The 15994-nt window shown below is 54.2% G+C and carries 16 protein-coding genes and 2 pseudogenes; 5 read left to right on the top strand and 13 right to left on the bottom strand.

Features of this window, described 5'->3' with window-relative positions; translation table 11 throughout:
• Both ACLRGG_RS18755 and ACLRGG_RS18750 read left to right on the top strand, forming a co-directional pair.
• Positions 1-379: pseudogene (locus ACLRGG_RS18755) on the top strand (integrase core domain-containing protein); the annotation flags it as partial.
• 372 nt (positions 380-751) lie between these two features.
• Positions 752-864: pseudogene (locus tag ACLRGG_RS18750) on the top strand (transposase); the annotation flags it as partial.
• 310 nt (positions 865-1174) lie between these two features.
• Here ACLRGG_RS18750 and ACLRGG_RS18745 read toward each other — a convergent pair.
• Positions 1175-1651: a cold-shock protein gene (locus ACLRGG_RS18745; RefSeq protein WP_416251177.1), complete on the bottom strand. Its 477-nt coding sequence runs from the start codon at positions 1649-1651 to the stop codon at positions 1175-1177.
• 237 nt (positions 1652-1888) lie between these two features.
• Between ACLRGG_RS18745 and ACLRGG_RS18740 the strand changes: the two genes are divergently transcribed.
• From ACLRGG_RS18740 to ACLRGG_RS18730, 3 genes are all read left to right on the top strand, one after another.
• On the top strand, positions 1889-2587 hold the full coding sequence (locus ACLRGG_RS18740; protein ID WP_416251176.1) for a DJ-1/PfpI family protein: 699 nt from the start codon (positions 1889-1891) through the stop codon (positions 2585-2587).
• Between the two features lie 503 nt (positions 2588-3090).
• Entirely contained in the window at positions 3091-4071 is a 981-nt protein-coding gene (locus ACLRGG_RS18735) for a DUF1852 domain-containing protein (protein ID WP_416251175.1), read from the top strand.
• 25 nt (positions 4072-4096) lie between these two features.
• Entirely contained in the window at positions 4097-5128 is a 1032-nt protein-coding gene (locus ACLRGG_RS18730; protein ID WP_345828028.1) for a methionine synthase, read from the top strand.
• 145 nt (positions 5129-5273) lie between these two features.
• Here the strand turns inward: ACLRGG_RS18730 and benD are convergent, their stop codons facing one another.
• The 12 genes from benD to ACLRGG_RS18670 form a co-directional block, all read right to left on the bottom strand.
• The gene (benD, locus tag ACLRGG_RS18725; protein ID WP_416251174.1) at positions 5274-6056 is read right to left on the bottom strand and encodes a benzoate diol dehydrogenase BenD; all 783 of its coding nucleotides are present in this window, start codon (positions 6054-6056) and stop codon (positions 5274-5276) included.
• Positions 6053-7075 carry a benzoate 1,2-dioxygenase electron transfer component BenC gene (benC, locus tag ACLRGG_RS18720; protein WP_416251173.1) on the bottom strand — a complete coding sequence of 341 codons (1023 nt, stop codon included), beginning with the start codon at positions 7073-7075 and terminating at the stop codon, positions 6053-6055. The genes benD and benC overlap by 4 nt, the downstream gene beginning before the upstream one ends.
• A 9-nt stretch (positions 7076-7084) precedes the next feature.
• Positions 7085-7573 carry a benzoate 1,2-dioxygenase small subunit gene (gene benB / locus ACLRGG_RS18715; protein ID WP_416251172.1) on the bottom strand — a complete coding sequence of 163 codons (489 nt, stop codon included), beginning with the start codon at positions 7571-7573 and terminating at the stop codon, positions 7085-7087.
• Positions 7570-8928 (bottom strand): Rieske 2Fe-2S domain-containing protein, encoded by a 1359-nt coding sequence (locus ACLRGG_RS18710; protein ID WP_416251171.1) that lies wholly within the window; start codon positions 8926-8928, stop codon positions 7570-7572. Before ACLRGG_RS18710 ends, benB begins: the two co-directional genes overlap by 4 nt.
• Before the next feature lie 53 nt (positions 8929-8981).
• On the bottom strand, positions 8982-9908 hold the full coding sequence (catA, locus tag ACLRGG_RS18705; RefSeq protein ID WP_416251170.1) for a catechol 1,2-dioxygenase: 927 nt from the start codon (positions 9906-9908) through the stop codon (positions 8982-8984).
• A 29-nt stretch (positions 9909-9937) separates the two neighbouring features.
• The gene (catC, locus tag ACLRGG_RS18700; protein WP_416251169.1) at positions 9938-10228 is read right to left on the bottom strand and encodes a muconolactone Delta-isomerase; all 291 of its coding nucleotides are present in this window, start codon (positions 10226-10228) and stop codon (positions 9938-9940) included.
• Positions 10229-10238: 10 nt separating this feature from the next.
• Positions 10239-11354, bottom strand: coding sequence for a muconate cycloisomerase family protein (locus ACLRGG_RS18695; RefSeq protein ID WP_416251168.1), 1116 nt, complete (start codon positions 11352-11354; stop codon positions 10239-10241).
• Complete coding sequence (gene pcaD / locus ACLRGG_RS18690) at positions 11338-12117, bottom strand: 3-oxoadipate enol-lactonase (protein ID WP_416251167.1); 780 nt, start codon at positions 12115-12117, stop codon at positions 11338-11340. Before pcaD ends, ACLRGG_RS18695 begins: the two co-directional genes overlap by 17 nt.
• A 9-nt stretch (positions 12118-12126) precedes the next feature.
• Entirely contained in the window at positions 12127-13332 is a 1206-nt protein-coding gene (gene pcaF / locus ACLRGG_RS18685) for a 3-oxoadipyl-CoA thiolase (protein WP_416251166.1), read from the bottom strand.
• Complete coding sequence (locus tag ACLRGG_RS18680) at positions 13325-13990, bottom strand: 3-oxoacid CoA-transferase subunit B (protein ID WP_416251165.1); 666 nt, start codon at positions 13988-13990, stop codon at positions 13325-13327. The genes pcaF and ACLRGG_RS18680 overlap by 8 nt, the downstream gene beginning before the upstream one ends.
• Positions 13991-14686 carry a 3-oxoacid CoA-transferase subunit A gene (locus ACLRGG_RS18675; protein ID WP_416251164.1) on the bottom strand — a complete coding sequence of 232 codons (696 nt, stop codon included), beginning with the start codon at positions 14684-14686 and terminating at the stop codon, positions 13991-13993. It abuts the gene before it with no gap.
• A 285-nt stretch (positions 14687-14971) separates the two neighbouring features.
• The gene (locus ACLRGG_RS18670) at positions 14972-15808 is read right to left on the bottom strand and encodes an IclR family transcriptional regulator domain-containing protein (RefSeq protein ID WP_416251163.1); all 837 of its coding nucleotides are present in this window, start codon (positions 15806-15808) and stop codon (positions 14972-14974) included.
• Positions 15809-15994 lie beyond the last annotated feature (186 nt).

The raw sequence follows: 15994 nt of genomic DNA, 5'->3' as shown, positions 1-15994 counted from the left end.
GCTGGCGATTGAGGTGGATTTTTCCCTGCCAGCGAGTCGGGTGGTCAGAACACTGGAGCAACTCATTGAATGGAAGGGAAAACCAGCAGCTATCCGGTGCGATAATGGGCCAGAATATACAGGCAGGCTACTGATGTCATGGGCGGCCCGACAGAATATAACCCTGCGTTTTATTCAGCCCGGTAAACCTCAGCAGAACGCTTATATTGAGCGATATAATCGTACAGTGCGCTATGACTGGCTGGGGCAGTACCTGTTTTCCTCGCTGGATGAACTGCAGGACTATGCCACACGCTGGTAATGGTTTTATAATCACGTGCGTTCGTATATGGCATTGAATGGCTACACGCCGATGCAGCATATTCAACGCATGACTTGATTCTACTTATCGCCTCCGTTAAAAAGGGGAGGATTACCGAGGCGCATTGTAGCGGCGGTTTTTAGATTGGGCAATACACCTAAAATGTCATAGAACGAGCAAAATCAGCTATTCTCTTACACAGGCAGCAGGATTTTTCTGATACAGAATTAAGAAAAATCGCAATTAATAATTTCAGCCTTACCCCATGCCAGATCTGACTTATTAATAAGACAGGATATTTCTCAGAAAATATTAAGAATATCGGATCCTGAGACGGCAAAGTTTTTTAAAATAATTTGAATGAAACGTTCGACCCTTCCCCAATATCCTGCTCCAATCAGAAACAGCATTCCGGCGTGATAAACACGCCCCTCTACGAAGGGGGTGCCGATGGAAAAGTCACGATTCACCGAACAGCAAATTATCTTGCCCTGAAGCAGGCCGAGCTGGGGACGTCCGTACCTGACCTCTGCCGCAAGCTGGGTATCCTTAATGCCACGTTCAACACATAAAGCGTATACATGACATTCTCCACTGGCGGGTGATTATCAGTAAGCATAATAGATTGCCGTGCGACTGCGAGCGCAGGAAGAAACGAGGCAGTACTGTAGACGCCTGCGCTAACAGGAAAATTCGCGGCAACGCTCTGGTTGCATGCGCTAACAGGAAAATTCAAGGCAACGCTCTGGTTGCCTGGGTTCGCAGCAATAATCAGGCACTCTTATGGGCTGCCCGAAATCCTGCCAGTAAAGGGCGCAGGGTTCCCACGAAGGTCAGCCGACTATGTTGGGACTGTGTTCAGTCTGCCCGCACTCAGACTTTAAGCATCTTCACCGTGGCATCCACGTCAATCTCATCTTCTGAGAAGATCAATGTCGTCCCCTGGAAGGTGGTGATAGCCAGTTTTTTCAGCGAACGCATTTTACCCGGCTCAGTGGAGGATTTCGGCCTGATGTTGTTCATCAACAGGCCCACCGAGAGCACTGCATTTTCTTTGTCAATGCGGGCATCGACAGGGACTTCTTCACTGTAAACCAGCCAGGACTTGATCGCCGTGAGCTTGAGACGCTCGCCTGCGATATAAATATAGTTGCTTTCCGGTAGCACCTTGACTGCGTAGGCTGACAAGCCTTTGCTATTGGTGCCAGGTTCGAACGTCACCGATGCATTTTTGTCAATCAGCTCGGGGTTGGCGACCTTGATCACATGAAAATAACGGTTGTCACCGTTCTCATCTTTGATAAATCCAAAACCTTTTTCTTTAAACCAGGTTGTGATCGTGCCGTTCATCGCCTTTACCGCCTACTTTATCGTTAATCTACTCAGTTTTTACAGCGCGCAGTGTAAAGCACAACGGCTGCGTAGACTACGTTTTGGTTTAAGTCTGGACGATAAATCTCTGCTATGCGAGGGGCAGCCAGTTAACCTGCCCTGTTAAATGTTTGGAAATCACCCTGCCGCAGCGCGCAGATTTGCTCTGGGTGAGAAAAAGTCATTTTAATATCTGTAAATCAGAAAAGGTCTCTCATGAGTGATTCCGCAGGCATATCAATCGGGCTGCTACTGTTTCCGGCGCTGACACAGCTTGATCTCACCGGTCCGTATGAAGTTTTTGTCAGAACCCCTGACACCAACGTCCATCTCATTTGGAAAACACGGGATCCTGTCGTGTCGGACCGGGGAATGGCAATTCTGCCGACTACCACTTTCAGCACATGCCCGAAACTTGATGTCATCTGCATTCCCGGAGGACCCGGACAGACAGACCTGATGACGGATGAGAATGTGCTTTCGTTTATACGCGCCCGGAGTCACCAGGCGCGACTGGTGACTTCCGTATGCACGGGCTCGTTGATACTTGCTGCCGCCGGGCTTCTGAAAGGATATCGGGCAACGACGCATTGGGCTTCGCTGGATCAACTCTCTCTGTTGGGGGCAGAACCCGTAAACGAGCGTGTCGTCCGGGACCGCAATCGTATTACTGGCGCGGGCGTGACATCGGGCATTGATTTTGCGCTTACCGTTGTGGCAGAGCTTTATGGCGCTGAGATTGCACAGAATATTCAATTACACATGGAGTACGACCCCGCACCACCTTTTTCCTGTGGCTCCCCCCGGATGGCATCCACGGCCCAGTTGCCAAAAGCAAAAGAACAGAGTGCGGCATTTATTGAAAAAAGGCGACAGGCGACGATAAAAGCAGCGTCTAACCTGCTAAGGGTGTAGCGAAAGCGCACCCTCAGGTCCGTGGTTACCATAAGTGGCACCACTCACTTTAAGCATGTTTACTCCCTTTCATTTTCTCTAACAGCCTGACATAACATCAGGGCAACTTATCCTGTTGCTACCGCTTAGCTATCCTGTCGGCTGCCTGAGCGAAGCCATTTTCGGCTATACCCGAAGGCGGCTATATGCATAAAGCGCGTGGCACGCAGAGAAGTCCACTCCGGCAGGCAGATATAATCTGTTGATATGGAATGAAAATTTCCGACAAAAGAGAATTTTTGCAGCAACAGGCGTACTGCGCGCGAGGCAGATCATGAAGATGACTCATGTTGCAGTGAAATTAAATCACTTCCACTCGCCCAATGATAATGGCATAAAATATGCATTATTAATTATCAACAATATGAAGAGCACTGAATGAGAAAACCGGGAAAGGACGCTGGGAAATAGCGAAGAAACAATAAAAATTCAGGTTCTTATATCAGACATTAGGATCACAGATTATGACCAATAACGATTTCACCTTTGCGATTAAGAGTATTAATTTTGATGAAAACTATAATCCATCAGAAAGTACGCGCATCACGACCAACTTTGCTAATTTAGCCAGAGGCGAAAAACGTCAGGAGAACCTGCGCAATGCTCTGGCGATGATTGACAATCGCTTCAACACGCTGGCGCATGAGGATAACCTGAAAGGGGATCGTTATTCGGTTGAGCTTGAAATTGTTTCCGTTGAGATGGATGTTGAGGGCAAGGGTAATACCTTCCCGGTGATTGAAATATTAAAAACGAATATTGTCGATAAAAAGACCAGCCAGCGTATTGAAGGTATTGTCGGCAATAATTTTTCCTCTTACGTGCGGGATTATGACTTTAGCGTCGTACTGTTAGAGCACAACAGGAATAAATCCACCTTCAGCACGCCGGATAATTTTGGCGATTTGCATGGAAAACTTTTTAAATGCTTCGTAAACTCAGAGACTTACAAAGAGAATTTCAATAAAGCCCCGGTGATATGCCTGAGCGTTTCCAGCAAAAATGTCTATCACCGGACGGATTATCATCATCCCGTCCTGGGCGTTGAATACCAGCAAAATGAAGCCTCCATGACCGATCGCTACTTCAATAAAATGGGGCTACAGGCTCGCTATTTTATGCCGGCAAACAGCGTTGCGCCTTTAGCTTTCTATTTTGCGGGTGATTTAACGGGCGATTATACGGATCTCGAACTCATTAGCACCATCAGCACGATGGAGACGTTCCAGAAGATTTACCGGCCTGAGATTTACAATGCGAATGCGGTTGCCGGCGAAGCGTATCAGCCGAATTTGGATCAGCAGGATTATGCAGTAACCAAAATTGTTTATGATCGAGAAGAGCGTAGCCGCCTGGCCGTTGAGCAGGGTAAGTTTACTGAAGAGCACTTCATTAAACCTTATCGAACTATTCTTGAGCAGTGGTCTGCTAATTACGTTCTTTGATTAACTAAAATACAAGGCATCTGTTATGAAAATATTGTTACCTACATCGACCGCGGGCAGTTTACCTAAACCCTCCTGGCTTGCACAGCCTGAGACACTGTGGTCCCCCTGGAAATTGCAGGGTCAGGAACTGATTGATGGCAAACAGGATGCTCTGCGTTTGTGTCTGGAAGATCAGCAGCAGGCCGGTATCGATATTGTCAGTGATGGTGAGCAAACGCGCCAGCATTTTGTCACCACCTTTATCGAGCACCTCAGCGGCGTGGATTTCGAGAAGCGTGAGATCGTGAAAATCCGTAATCGCTATGATGCGAGTGTCCCAACGGTCGTGGGGCCGGTGAGTCGCCAAAAGCCCGTTTTCGTTGAAGATGCCCGTTTTTTACGTCAGCAAACCGATAAACCCATTAAATGGGCCCTGCCCGGTCCCATGACGATGATTGATACGCTGTATGACAGCCACTATAAAAGTCGCGAAAAGCTGGCCTGGGAATTCGCTAAAATTCTCAATCAGGAAGCCAAAGAGCTTGAGGCGGCTGGCGTTGATATTATCCAGTTTGATGAACCCGCCTTTAACGTATTTTTCGATGAGGTGAATGACTGGGGGATTGCCGCTTTAGAGAGAGCCATCGAAGGGCTTAAGTGTGAAACCGCCGTACATATTTGCTATGGCTACGGCATCAAAGCCAATACGGACTGGAAAAAGACGCTGGGTTCAGAGTGGCGGCAATATGAAGAGATTTTCCCTAAGCTGCAGGCCTCTGATATCGATATCATCTCCCTCGAATGTCAAAACTCACATGTTCCAATGGAGCTGATTGAACTGATCCGGGGTAAAAAAGTGATGGTTGGGGCCATTGACGTGGCAACCAATACCATTGAAACCCCCGAAGAAGTCGCCAATACGCTGCGCAAGGCGCTTCAGTTTGTCGATGCCGACAAGCTCTATCCTTCAACTAACTGTGGCATGATCCCGCTGTCCCGTCAGGTTGCGAGAGGTAAGCTCAATGCGTTAAGCGCAGGGGCAGAAATCGTTCGCAGGGAACTGCTGGCTAAATAATCTGGCTCTATTCCAGGCCAGGCTGAGTGAATGCAGGCCGGATTGAATCAGTACCGGCGCTGCTTCACTTTACTGTTAACCCGCCTGTATGCCCGCACTTCATGGCGGGTGATTCTGCGCTATGCCGGCTTCACCTGGCTGCCCATCACCCTAAATCCCCTCCCGCCACGGGCAGGATGGTCCCCGTGATATAGCTGGCCTCGTCGCTGGCGAGGAACAGGATGGCAGCAACCTGTTCATCAACGCTGCCGTAGCGATGCATCAGGCTGGCATCGAGGGTCTGACTGACCACCCGATCGTACCAGGCCTGTTCCTGAACCGTAGGGATTTCGCTGTTACGCGGCGTCAGACGCGGCGGTGCGTCGGTCCCACCGGGCGCGGTAGCGTTAACCCGAATTCCGGCTGCGGCAAATTCCATCGCCAGTGACTGCGTCAGGGCGTTGACACCCCCCTTGCTGGCCGAGTACGGCACGCGGTTCACCCCGCGCGTGGCCACCGACGAGACGTTGACAATGACGCCCCGCTGCTGTTCCAGCATGAAAGGCAGCACCGCGCGGCAGCACCACAGCGTGGGAAACAGCGATCGTCGGACCTCTGCCTCAATTTGCTGCGGCGCGTAGTCGGCAAACGGGCGCGCCCAGATAGTGCCCCCCACGTTATTGACCAGAATATCCAGCTGACCAAAGTAACTATGGGCCTGACGTAATGCCGCTTCGGCCTCCTGCCAGACTTCTAAGTCGGCGCGAATGGCAATAGCGCTGCGCCCCAGCCGGCGGATCTGCTGACAAACATCCTCCACGTGCTCAGCGCGGTCGATTAACGCCACGTCAGCCCCTTCGGCCGCCGCCGCCAGGGCAACGGCTTTACCAATGCCCTGCCCTGCACCGGTAACAGCCATGACTTTACCGCTAAATCGCTCCCGCATCATGATGCCTCTCCTGCGGCCTGGGGCGTAAACTTCTCATAGTAAAAGTTTTGCGGGGCCAGGGCTCTGGCCTGGAGATAGCTCATTACCGCCTCAACCATCGGCGGCGGCCCGCAGAGGTAAACGTCGACATCGCCGTCATTCAGCATGCCGTCGTCAATATGCTGGGTAACATAGCCTGTTCTGCGCTCCGTTGATGCGCTATCGGCCACGCAAATGCGGTAGCTAAACAGCGGCATCTGCTGCGCCAGAGACGCCAGTTCCTCCAGTTTAACCCGATCGCTGTCGCGATTTACGCCCCACACCAGATGGACGGGGAAGCTGAGTTCGCCGCGCGCAAGGGTTCGCAGCATCGACAGGAATGGCGCAAGCCCGGTTCCGCCCGCCAGCATCAGCACCGGACGGGTCACCGCGCGCAGATAAAAGCTGCCCTGCGGCCCGGTCAGCGTCAGCGCGTCTCCTGGCCTGGCTCTTTTACTCAGCCAGCTGCTCATCAGTCCATTAGGTACGTTGCGGATTAAAAACGAGAGCCGATCCGCGCCGGGCGCTGAGCTGAAGGAGTAAGCACGGGTGATCTCCGTGCCGGGCAGCTGGATATTGACATACTGCCCGCTGAGAAAGGCAAGCCCCTGCCGATCGGACAGACGCAGGCATAGCTCGATAGTGGAGGGAGAGAGATTTTCTACGGCAATGACGTCGGTGCGGAAGGTGTCGACGCCAGTTTTGCACATCGACGACGTCACAGGGACGGCGATCGTACAGTCCGATGAGGGCACCATCTGACAGGTCAGCACCAGGCCGCCATCGCGCTCCTGGTCCGATAGCGCTTCCTCAAGATATTCATCTCCAAGATCGAATTCTCCCCTCTCACAGCGGCACTTACAGGTGCCGCACACGCCATCGGAGCAGTCCATCGGCAGATTGATTTTCTGCCGGTAGGCGGCATCCAGCACTTTCTCGTTTTCATTACATTGAATAAAACGGCTGACGCCATCCTCAAAATTAAGTGCAATGGTAAACATCCCGTCCCCCTACAGATGGTAGATATCAATCACATGATTGATGTAGTCATTGTTAAGCTGGATTTTTTTGCGCTTAATCAGCAGCTGGTTATCCTCCTGCACCAGGGTACAGAGACAGTGACCGAAAAAGACCTCCGACTGTTTATAACGGTGGCTCCAGGTAGACCAGCTGTAGCGCACCTGATGCTGGTCACCGTCGCTGGAGAGGATTTCGACGTTGCTGATGGCGTGCGTGGTGCGCGGCTCGGGGGTGCTGGCCGCAGAGCGTTCGGTTTTGATGCGATAAACCCGATCCTCCAGGCCGTCGCGGGTGGCATAGTAGATCAGCGAAATTTCCTGCTGCGGGTCGCTGGTGAGGTAGTCATCATCCCCCCAGGCGGGCATCCAGTACTCCACCCGCGGGTGATAGCAGTCGATCCACTCGTCCCAGCGCCGGTCGTCCAGTAGCCGCGATTCGCGATAGAGAAACTGTTCAATCTGATGCTGTAGCTGGCTCATTCTGCCTCCTCCCCGCTAATCGCCTTCAGTAACCTGCTCTGCCAGTGATGATGGTGGGTGATATACAGAGCTTCATCTTCCGCGCGGATGCCGGTCAGCAGCGGACTTATCCCCATCTGACGGGCATTGTCATCCGCTTCTTCCTGCCAGCGCACCGCGCCACGGCTCATATCGCTCCAGGGTAGATTCGCCGCGTTGTAGCCGCTCTGGCAGGCGCGAAACTCCTCCAGATCGTCCGGCGTACCCATACCGCTAACGTTGAAAAAGTCCTCGTACTGACGGATCCGCAGTGCCCGATCCGCCGCCTCTTCCCCCTTAGGCGCAAAGCAGAATATGGTCACCTCGGTTTTATCCACCGCTATCGGTCTGACCACCCGCAGCTGGGTCGAGAACTGGTCCATCAGATAGAGATTGGGATAGAGGCAGAGGTTGCGCGTTTCATTGACCATCAGATCCATTCGTGCCTCACCGAAGGCGGCAGCCAGGCGCTCCTTTTGTTTGAAGACTGGCCGAACCTCGGGGTTCATAACCCGCGTCCACAGCAACATATGGCCATTTTCAAAGCCATAGACCCCGCCAGGGCTTTTTGACCAGCCATTGGCATCAACCGTGTGGGTCGCGTTGGCTTCGTAATTGCGGCGTGACATGGTAGAGGCGTAATTCCAGTGCACAACGCTGACGTGGTAACCGTCCGCGCCGTTTTCCATCTGTAGTTTCCAGTTACCCTCGTAGGTGTAGCTTGAGGTACCGGCTAATACCTCAAGCCCCTGCTCTGCCGGATCGACTATCAGGTCGATAACGTTACGCGTCTCCCCCAGCCACGCCTCCAGCTCCGGCACCGCCGCGTTGAGGCTGCCGAATAAAAAACCCTTGTAGCAGGCAAAGCGCGGCAGAGATTTGAGATCGTGGGCGCCGTCCTGTTTGAAACAGGGAGGATAGCCTCCACTCTTTTCATCTTTTGCCTTTAGCAACCGACCATCGTTACTGAACGTCCAGCCGTGGAAGGGGCAGGTGAAAGCGCTTTTATTGCCTGTTTTCCGCGTAGCAAGCATTGCACCCCGATGTGAACAGCTGTTGATCAGCGCCTGCAGATGGCCATTTTTATCGCGGGTGAGCATCACGGGCTGACGACCGATGGTCAGGGTATAATAATCACCCGGTTTCGCCAGCTGACTTTCGTGCGCCAGAAAGACCCAGCCGCCCTCAAATATATGTTTCATTTCCAGTTCAAATAATTCCGGGTCGGTAAAGATGCTGCGATGGCATTTATATTGACCTTCATCCTTATCAATAATTAGCGCGTTATTTATTTTTTCCATAAGCGTGCGCGTACGCAGCGAGAGAGCTTCGCTCATTGTTATTTCCTCTGAATGAATTGATATCACGACACTGGCGGGCGCAGCCCGGTTTATTCCAACATGCGCGCGCGTTTAATTTTTTCTATTTCTCGTTCACTTTCGGCAGGCAGCAGTTTGAAATCAAAACTTATTTCCGTATGGGGAACCGGCATATCGCGTTCGCGCGCAATATGCCGATCGGTCACATTCACCGGGTCGGCGATTAATTCTTCGCGTGTCGCAAAGGCGAAATCATCCCATAACCACTCATCGCCATTCAGGTTAATCTGCGTGGTAAGATGCCTGTGACCAGGAGCGGAAACAAAAAAGTGAATGTGGGCCGGGCGATTGCCATGACGCCCCAGATGATTTAACAGCGCCTGAGTGGGTCCGTCCAGCGGGCAGCCATAGCCGGAGGGGAGAATGCTACGCGCCGCGTATCTGCCATCCTCGGCGGTTTCGATGCGGCGGCGCAGGTTATAGGGCGGTTGCGAGGGATCAAAAAAGGAGTAGCAGCCGTGGGTATTCGCATGCCAGATATCAACAATTGCGCCGGCCAGCGGCCTGTCGTGCTGGTCGGTTACCTGACCACAGAGCCACAGGGGTTCACCCGGATCCTTTCCATCATCCATACGGGCCTGTCGCTGGCTTAGTGGCGCATTTGCCACGTATAAAGGCCCTTCAATGGTACGCGGGGTACCGCCAGTATGACCGGCGGCGGCTTCTGACGCATCAGCGCGCATATCCAGGAAGTGCTCCAGCCCCAGACCGGCGGCCAGCAGCGCAACCTCTTTACGTTCTCCCAGGACGTTAAGGTAATTGACCGCGCGCCAGAACTCTTCGTCGCTGATAGCGAACTCTTCAATCAGGCCACATAGATCGAACATCATACGATTAATAATGGCTTTAAACCGGGCGTCACCTCCGACAACATTTATGCCACAGCTAACCGCAATAAAATCTTTGAACGCTTCAGTATGAATAATATTCTCTGACATATTCATCTCCTCATTGCACAATGCGCGTATTATTTATCATCTTCATGTATTGAAGAGGGATGCCGGCATAAAGGCTCAATGCTGATTTTCATAAAAGGATACAGCGGCAGCCCCATTAATATGTCATGCAGCGCCGTATTATCCTTGACGTCAAAAATGCTGACATTTTCATATTTCCCGGCAATACGCCAGATATGACGCCATTTACCTTCGTGCTGTAACTGTTGTGAATACGCTTTCTCTTTGGCTTTTAACTGCTGCGCCTCTTCTGGTGCGAGAGTGGCAGGAATTTCAACGATCATCGCAACTTTAAATAACATGGTGTCCTCGCTACTTTCGTGCGTAATAGGAGAGTTTCTCTTCGTCGACGTCCACGCCTAAGCCCGGACCGGAGGGCAGCGAAACGCTGCCCTTACTGAAGTCCAGCGGGTGGGTGAGAATGTCATCTTTGAGCAACAGCGGACCAAACATCTCGGTGCCCTCGGTCAGATCCAGCGTCGACCAGGCATGAAGCGAGGCGACGGTGCCGATAGCGCCTTCCAGCATGGTGCCGCCGTATAGCCCGATGCCCGCCGCGCTGGCGATATGCGCCAGCTTTAACGCCTGTGCCGGGCCGCCCGCCTTGGCAATTTTCAACGCGTAAGCGCCAACAAAACCGGCGCGGGCCAGCGCAAACCCGGACTGCCCGTCCGTCACCGCTTCGTCCGCCAGCAGGGTAGCGTTAAAACGCTGGCTGAGATCGACCAGATTGCGACGATCGTGGCAGTCAATCGGTTGCTCAATCATATTAATGCCGCCCGCAAGCAGCGCGGGAATGGCGCGCAGCGCGGTGGACATATCCCATGCCTGATTGACGTCGACGTGTACCGCCACCTCCTCGCCCAGCGCGGCCTTAATGCTGAGCGCATGTTTCAGGTCTTCCTGTAGTGACCTGGCACCTATTTTCAGCTTGAAACGCTGGTGGCGCCCCTCTGCCATCAGGCGACGCCCTTCATCAATGTCTTTATCCGTCTCGCCGCTGGCCAGCGTCCAGAGCACCGGCAGACGATGCTGCCTGGCACCGCCCAGCAGCGTACTGACCGGGACGCCGCAGGCTTTACCGGTGGCATCAAGGAACGCGGTTTCCAGCGCGGACTTAGCGAATGTATTGCCGCGCACCCCCGCATTCATCCGTGCCGCCAGCGGCTCGACGCCCGTCAGCGGTATGCCAGTGAGCAGGGGGGCAAGATAGCGGTCAAGAGCGATTTTTATGGACTCCGGGCTTTCCGGGCCATAGCTCAGCCCGCCGATAGTGGTCGCCTCTCCCCAGCCGGTGATCCCCCCCGCGCAGCTTATTTTGACAATGACCAGCGTCTGGCAGCCCATCGTGACCATCGACATCTTATGTGGCCGGATGGTGGGAATATCGACCAGCCAGCTGCTGATGTTTTCAATCGTTAATGCCATAACCCTCTCCTTTGAGCAGAAATTTAAGCGTTTGCCGGGTGAACGCTGACGCACAGGCAATGTTGGAAAGATGCGAGGCGGTCAGCACGCAGAGCCGTGCCTGAGGTGCGGCGTCAACCACCCGCTGAGCGTCTGCTACCGGAGTAACCGGATCTTCCCGTCCGGCGATCATCAGCATCGGGCGCGGCATCTCCACCAGGCCTGAGCGTAAATCCGCCAGCGCCAGCGCTTCGCAGCAGGCGGCATATCCCGCCGGGGAGATCTCTGCCAGGCTCTCCAGCAGGTTTTCGACGATACCGGGCCTGCGCTGAATATAGTCTTCGGTGAACCAGCGTTTATCCGTAGCGGCGACCACCGCCCCCAGCCCTTCGCGTCGTACCTGTTCGGCGCGCGTCTGCCACGCCGCCTGGCTACCGATGCGGGCTGCCGTATTCGCCAGAACAAAACGATTGAAGCGGTCAGGATGGTGCAGATTCAGCCACAGCCCCGTCAGGCCGCCGAGCGAGATGCCGCAGAAGCAGGCACGTTCAATCCTGAGGTGATCAAGCAGATCGATGACGTCCTGGCCAAGCCGGTCAATACTCAGCGGGTCGGCGGGCAGCGTACTGCTGCCATGCCCACGGGTGTGGTAACGCAGTACCCGAAAGTGCTTAATAAAGCTGGAGAACTGCGCATCCCACAGGGTCCACAAGGTGCCGAGTGAATTGGACAGCACCAGCACTGGCGCATTGACCGGGCCATCGAGTCGGTATTCGGTTTCCATTGTCACACCTCAAACCCGTTCGAGGACGAGGGCGATGCCCTGCCCTACGCCGATGCACATCGTGCAGAGCGCCAGCTTACCGCCGGTTTTACTGAGCTGATGGCAGGCGTTAAGGACCAGCCGCCCCCCCGAGGCCCCCAGCGGATGCCCAAGGGCAATTGCCCCACCGTTAGGATTGAGCCACTCTGCATCGTCAGGCAGCCCCAGCGCGCGCGTAACGCTCAGCACCTGAGCAGCAAAGGCTTCGTTTAGCTCAATCACATCCATGTTTTGCAGCGTCAGTCCGGTTAACGCCAGCACCCGGTTAACCGCGCCCACCGGGCCAAAGCCCATGAGCCCGGGTTCCACGCCGCTCACCGCACTGGCGATAACCCGCGCCATTGGCTGGAGTTGATGGGCAGTGAGTGCCCGTTCGCTGGCGATCAGCAACGCACAGGCGCCATCATTCAGGCCGGAGGCGTTGCCCGCCGTAATGGTGCCAGCCGCGTATACGACCGGCTTAAGGCGCGCCAGCGCTTCAGCGGTGGTGGCGCGCGGATGTTCATCCCGTGAAAACCGTTCCGGCTGCTGGTTTTTTTTCACCGGCAGCGTGACAGGGACAATCTGCGGTGCGTAGAACCCTGCCTCCCATGCTGCGGCGGTGCGCTGCTGGCTACGCAGGGCAAAGGCGTCCTGATCGCCCCGGCTGATGGCGAATTTCTCTGCCAGGTTCTCAGCGGTTTGCGGCATGGATTCCGTCCCATACTGCACCTGCATCTGTGGATTGATTAAGCGCCAGCCCATGGTGGTATCCTCAATGCGCATCGCCCGGCTAAACGCCGATTCCGCTTTACCCATTACCCAGGGCGCCCGCGTCATACTCTCCACACCGCCTGCGATAACCATGTCGTTTTCGCCGCTTTTGATCGCCCGTGCCGCGGTAGCAACCGCATCAAGGCTGGAACCGCACAGCCTGTTGAGGGTACCGCCCGGTACGCTGGGGGGCAGCCCCGCCAGCAGCGCGGCCATCCGCGCCACGTTGCGGTTATCCTCCCCGGCCTGATTGGCACAGCCCAGCAGTACATCATCAATAGCCGCTGGATCCAGCGCCGGATGACGCTGGAGCAGTTCACGCAGCGGGATCGCTGCCAGATCGTCAGCCCGGATCCCGGACAGGCTGCCATTGAGACGGCCAAACGGCGTTCTTACCCCGCCGCAGATATAGGCTTCAGACATGGGCGACCTCCGGCTTGAGCAGTGAAAATTGCAGCGGGACGGGAGTAATGTCTTGCAGATACCCGGCGGTGACCTCGCCAAAGAGTTCACGTACCACCACGCCGGATCCCGTAATGTCCATCACCGCCATATCGGTATATATTCGCGAAATACAGGCGATGCCGGTCAGCGGATAGCTGCAGGTTTCAACGATTTTGCACTCGCCGGTTTTAGTCAGATGGCGGGTCATCACAAAGACCTTTCGCGCCCCGATGGCCAGATCCATCGCTCCCCCCACCGCAGGAATGGCGTCCGGCGAGCCGGTGCTCCAGTTAGCCAGATCCCCGCGCTGCGAAACCTGGTAAGCGCCCAATACGCAGATATCCAGATGACCGCCGCGCATCATGGCGAAGGAATCCCCATGGTGAAAAAAGCAGCCGCCCGGCAGCAGCGTCACCGGCTGTTTGCCGGCATTGATCAGCTCCGGGTCAATGGCATCCGCTTCAGGCGTCGGCCCCATTCCCAGAATGCCGTTTTCACTGTGCAGGAATATCTCTTTGTCCGCCGGAAGATAGTCAGCAATTAGCGTCGGCTGGCCGATCCCCAGATTTACGTAGGCACCCTCAGGAATATCCTGTGCAATGCGACGGGCGAGCTGCTGATGCGTCAGGGTTTTCATTCAGCCCCCCTGAGCAAGTAAGTGGGTTTGAACGGCGGGTACCTGTACCACGCGCGAGACGTAAATACCGGGGGTGACGATCGCTTCGGGATCCAGCTCTCCCAGGGCGGCCATTTCACTGACCTCCACAATGGTGCAGCGGCTGGCCGGAGCCATAATTGGACCGAAATTGCGTCCGGCTTTGTTAAACGTCAGGTTGCCCCAGCGATCGGCACGCTGCGCTTTGATCAGCGAGAAATGTGCGGTAAGCGGCGTTTCCAGCACATAGTGACGTCCGTCAATAAGGCGCGTCTCTTTGCCTTCCGTCAGCTGCGTACCATAGCCGGTTGGGGTGAAAATTCCCCCCAGCCCTGCCCCGCCGGCCTGGATACGCGCCACCAGGTTGCCCTGCGGTACCAGCTCCAGTTCAATCTTTTTTTGACGATAGAGTTCGTCAAAAACCCAGGAATCACTCTGGCGCGGAAATGAACAGATGATTTTTCGCACGCAGCCCGATTTCATCAGGGCGGCTAATCCATAATCGCCGTTACCGGCATTGTTGCTGATCAGCGTCAGACCACGCGGCCTGCGGCGCATCAGTGCGTTAATCAGCTCGGCAGGCTGCCCGGCCGGGCCAAATCCCCCAACCATGATGACGGCGCCGTCCTGAACATTCGAGACGGCCTCATCGGCGCTGCTTATCTCTTTGTTGACCATTTTCTTCCTCACCTCGTTGAATCTGACTGGGTTCAACTTAGGTGAGGGAGAAAAACGCAACAAGTGCGAATAACGATAAGTTGTGCGATTATCGTAACATTTAACAATTCTGCATCATTTTTGTGAGCCAGGTTTAAAAACGCCACTTCCGTCATTACAACAGCATAAAAATGCAATTTTTTATAAAAACACCCTGGAATTAATGGTTTAATAAAATTAATGGTTTTATGGGTGAGAGAGGGAGTTCAAAAAAAGATGGCGAGCCCTTTCAGGGCCAGCGGCACGCTACAACAACAGCGAAAGCTCCATGGCAGCGCGCTGAAGCTTTGGCAGAAACACCTCTTTCAACTCGGCGGAGGATGTTTGCGATACGTGCGTGCCGACATTCATTGCCGCAACAACCTTACCCCTGGACGAATACATGGGAACCGCCATCGATCGCAGCCCAGTCTCCAGCTGCTGGTCGTTAATGGCATAGCCCTGAGATTTGATCTTTACCAGTTCCTCACGTAGCAATGCTTTGTCGGTAATGGTCTGGGGCGTAAACGCACTGAGCTGCACCCGATTTAAGTACGCCTCCAGCTCGGCGTCAGGCAGTTCGCTGAGCAGGACAAGCCCCATTGACGTTGCGTAAGCGGGCAAACGGCTGCCGCGGCCAAGGTCAATTTTCATAATCCGGCTAACGGACGCGCGGGCGATATAGAGGATGCTGTCACCATCCAGCGTGGCGACGGAACAGGAGTGATTAATCTGCTGACTAAGGTAGTCGAGGGCAATTTGCGCCTGCTTCGCCAGCCCGGATGAATGTAAATAGGCATGACCGATGGTTAACACGCGCGGGAGCAGCTGATAATGCCGGTTATCATCTGAATAAACAAAACCCAGGGCTGCAAGCGTATAGAGGCAGCGTCTGACCACGGCGCGATGAAGGCGCGTTATTTCACTGATGCGTGCCACCGTTTGCCTGGGATGATCCGGTCTGAATGTCTGTAGCACTTCCAGTCCCCTGGCCAGCGAGGTCATAAAATTGGGGTCGCCCTTATATTTTTCATTTGCCAGCAGGCTGACCTCGGGCAGGCGGGAGAATTCGGCATCGAAATGGTCCGGGCGGTTATCTTTCATCGCATGATAATTCCTGGACAGCACGGAAGGTATGGCTTTCGCCGCTCATTATTTTCTCCTGTTTATTACGGGCCTGAATTAATTAATAACGCAAAGTGACCTTAAATATTTTTTTGTCAGTCCGGAATAATTCATCTAAACCTAATAAAGGTTTAGTTAATAATTTCCGGAAAATCAATGCGCTTC

The organism is Erwinia sp. PPS120 (genome assembly GCF_047918655.1).
Classification (GTDB): domain Bacteria; phylum Pseudomonadota; class Gammaproteobacteria; order Enterobacterales; family Enterobacteriaceae; genus Erwinia; species Erwinia tasmaniensis_A.
This window is presented reverse-complemented; position numbering and strand designations above follow the sequence as displayed.

Excerpts from the sequence above, each read along its gene's own strand:
- ACLRGG_RS18745 (WP_416251177.1), bottom strand. The coding sequence starts at position 1,651 with ATGAACGGCACGATCACAACCTGGTTTAAAGAAAAAGGTTTTGGATTT.
- ACLRGG_RS18740 (WP_416251176.1), top strand. The coding sequence starts at position 1,889 with ATGAGTGATTCCGCAGGCATATCAATCGGGCTGCTACTGTTTCCGGCG.
- ACLRGG_RS18735 (WP_416251175.1), top strand. The coding sequence starts at position 3,091 with ATGACCAATAACGATTTCACCTTTGCGATTAAGAGTATTAATTTTGAT.
- ACLRGG_RS18730 (WP_345828028.1), top strand. The coding sequence starts at position 4,097 with ATGAAAATATTGTTACCTACATCGACCGCGGGCAGTTTACCTAAACCC.
- benD (WP_416251174.1), bottom strand. The coding sequence starts at position 6,056 with ATGATGCGGGAGCGATTTAGCGGTAAAGTCATGGCTGTTACCGGTGCA.
- benC (WP_416251173.1), bottom strand. The coding sequence starts at position 7,075 with ATGTTTACCATTGCACTTAATTTTGAGGATGGCGTCAGCCGTTTTATT.
- benB (WP_416251172.1), bottom strand. The coding sequence starts at position 7,573 with ATGAGCCAGCTACAGCATCAGATTGAACAGTTTCTCTATCGCGAATCG.
- ACLRGG_RS18710 (WP_416251171.1), bottom strand. The coding sequence starts at position 8,928 with ATGAGCGAAGCTCTCTCGCTGCGTACGCGCACGCTTATGGAAAAAATA.
- catA (WP_416251170.1), bottom strand. The coding sequence starts at position 9,908 with ATGTCAGAGAATATTATTCATACTGAAGCGTTCAAAGATTTTATTGCG.
- catC (WP_416251169.1), bottom strand. The coding sequence starts at position 10,228 with ATGTTATTTAAAGTTGCGATGATCGTTGAAATTCCTGCCACTCTCGCA.
- ACLRGG_RS18695 (WP_416251168.1), bottom strand. The coding sequence starts at position 11,354 with ATGGCATTAACGATTGAAAACATCAGCAGCTGGCTGGTCGATATTCCC.
- pcaD (WP_416251167.1), bottom strand. The coding sequence starts at position 12,117 with ATGGAAACCGAATACCGACTCGATGGCCCGGTCAATGCGCCAGTGCTG.
- pcaF (WP_416251166.1), bottom strand. The coding sequence starts at position 13,332 with ATGTCTGAAGCCTATATCTGCGGCGGGGTAAGAACGCCGTTTGGCCGT.
- ACLRGG_RS18680 (WP_416251165.1), bottom strand. The coding sequence starts at position 13,990 with ATGAAAACCCTGACGCATCAGCAGCTCGCCCGTCGCATTGCACAGGAT.
- ACLRGG_RS18675 (WP_416251164.1), bottom strand. The coding sequence starts at position 14,686 with ATGGTCAACAAAGAGATAAGCAGCGCCGATGAGGCCGTCTCGAATGTT.
- ACLRGG_RS18670 (WP_416251163.1), bottom strand. The coding sequence starts at position 15,808 with ATGAAAGATAACCGCCCGGACCATTTCGATGCCGAATTCTCCCGCCTG.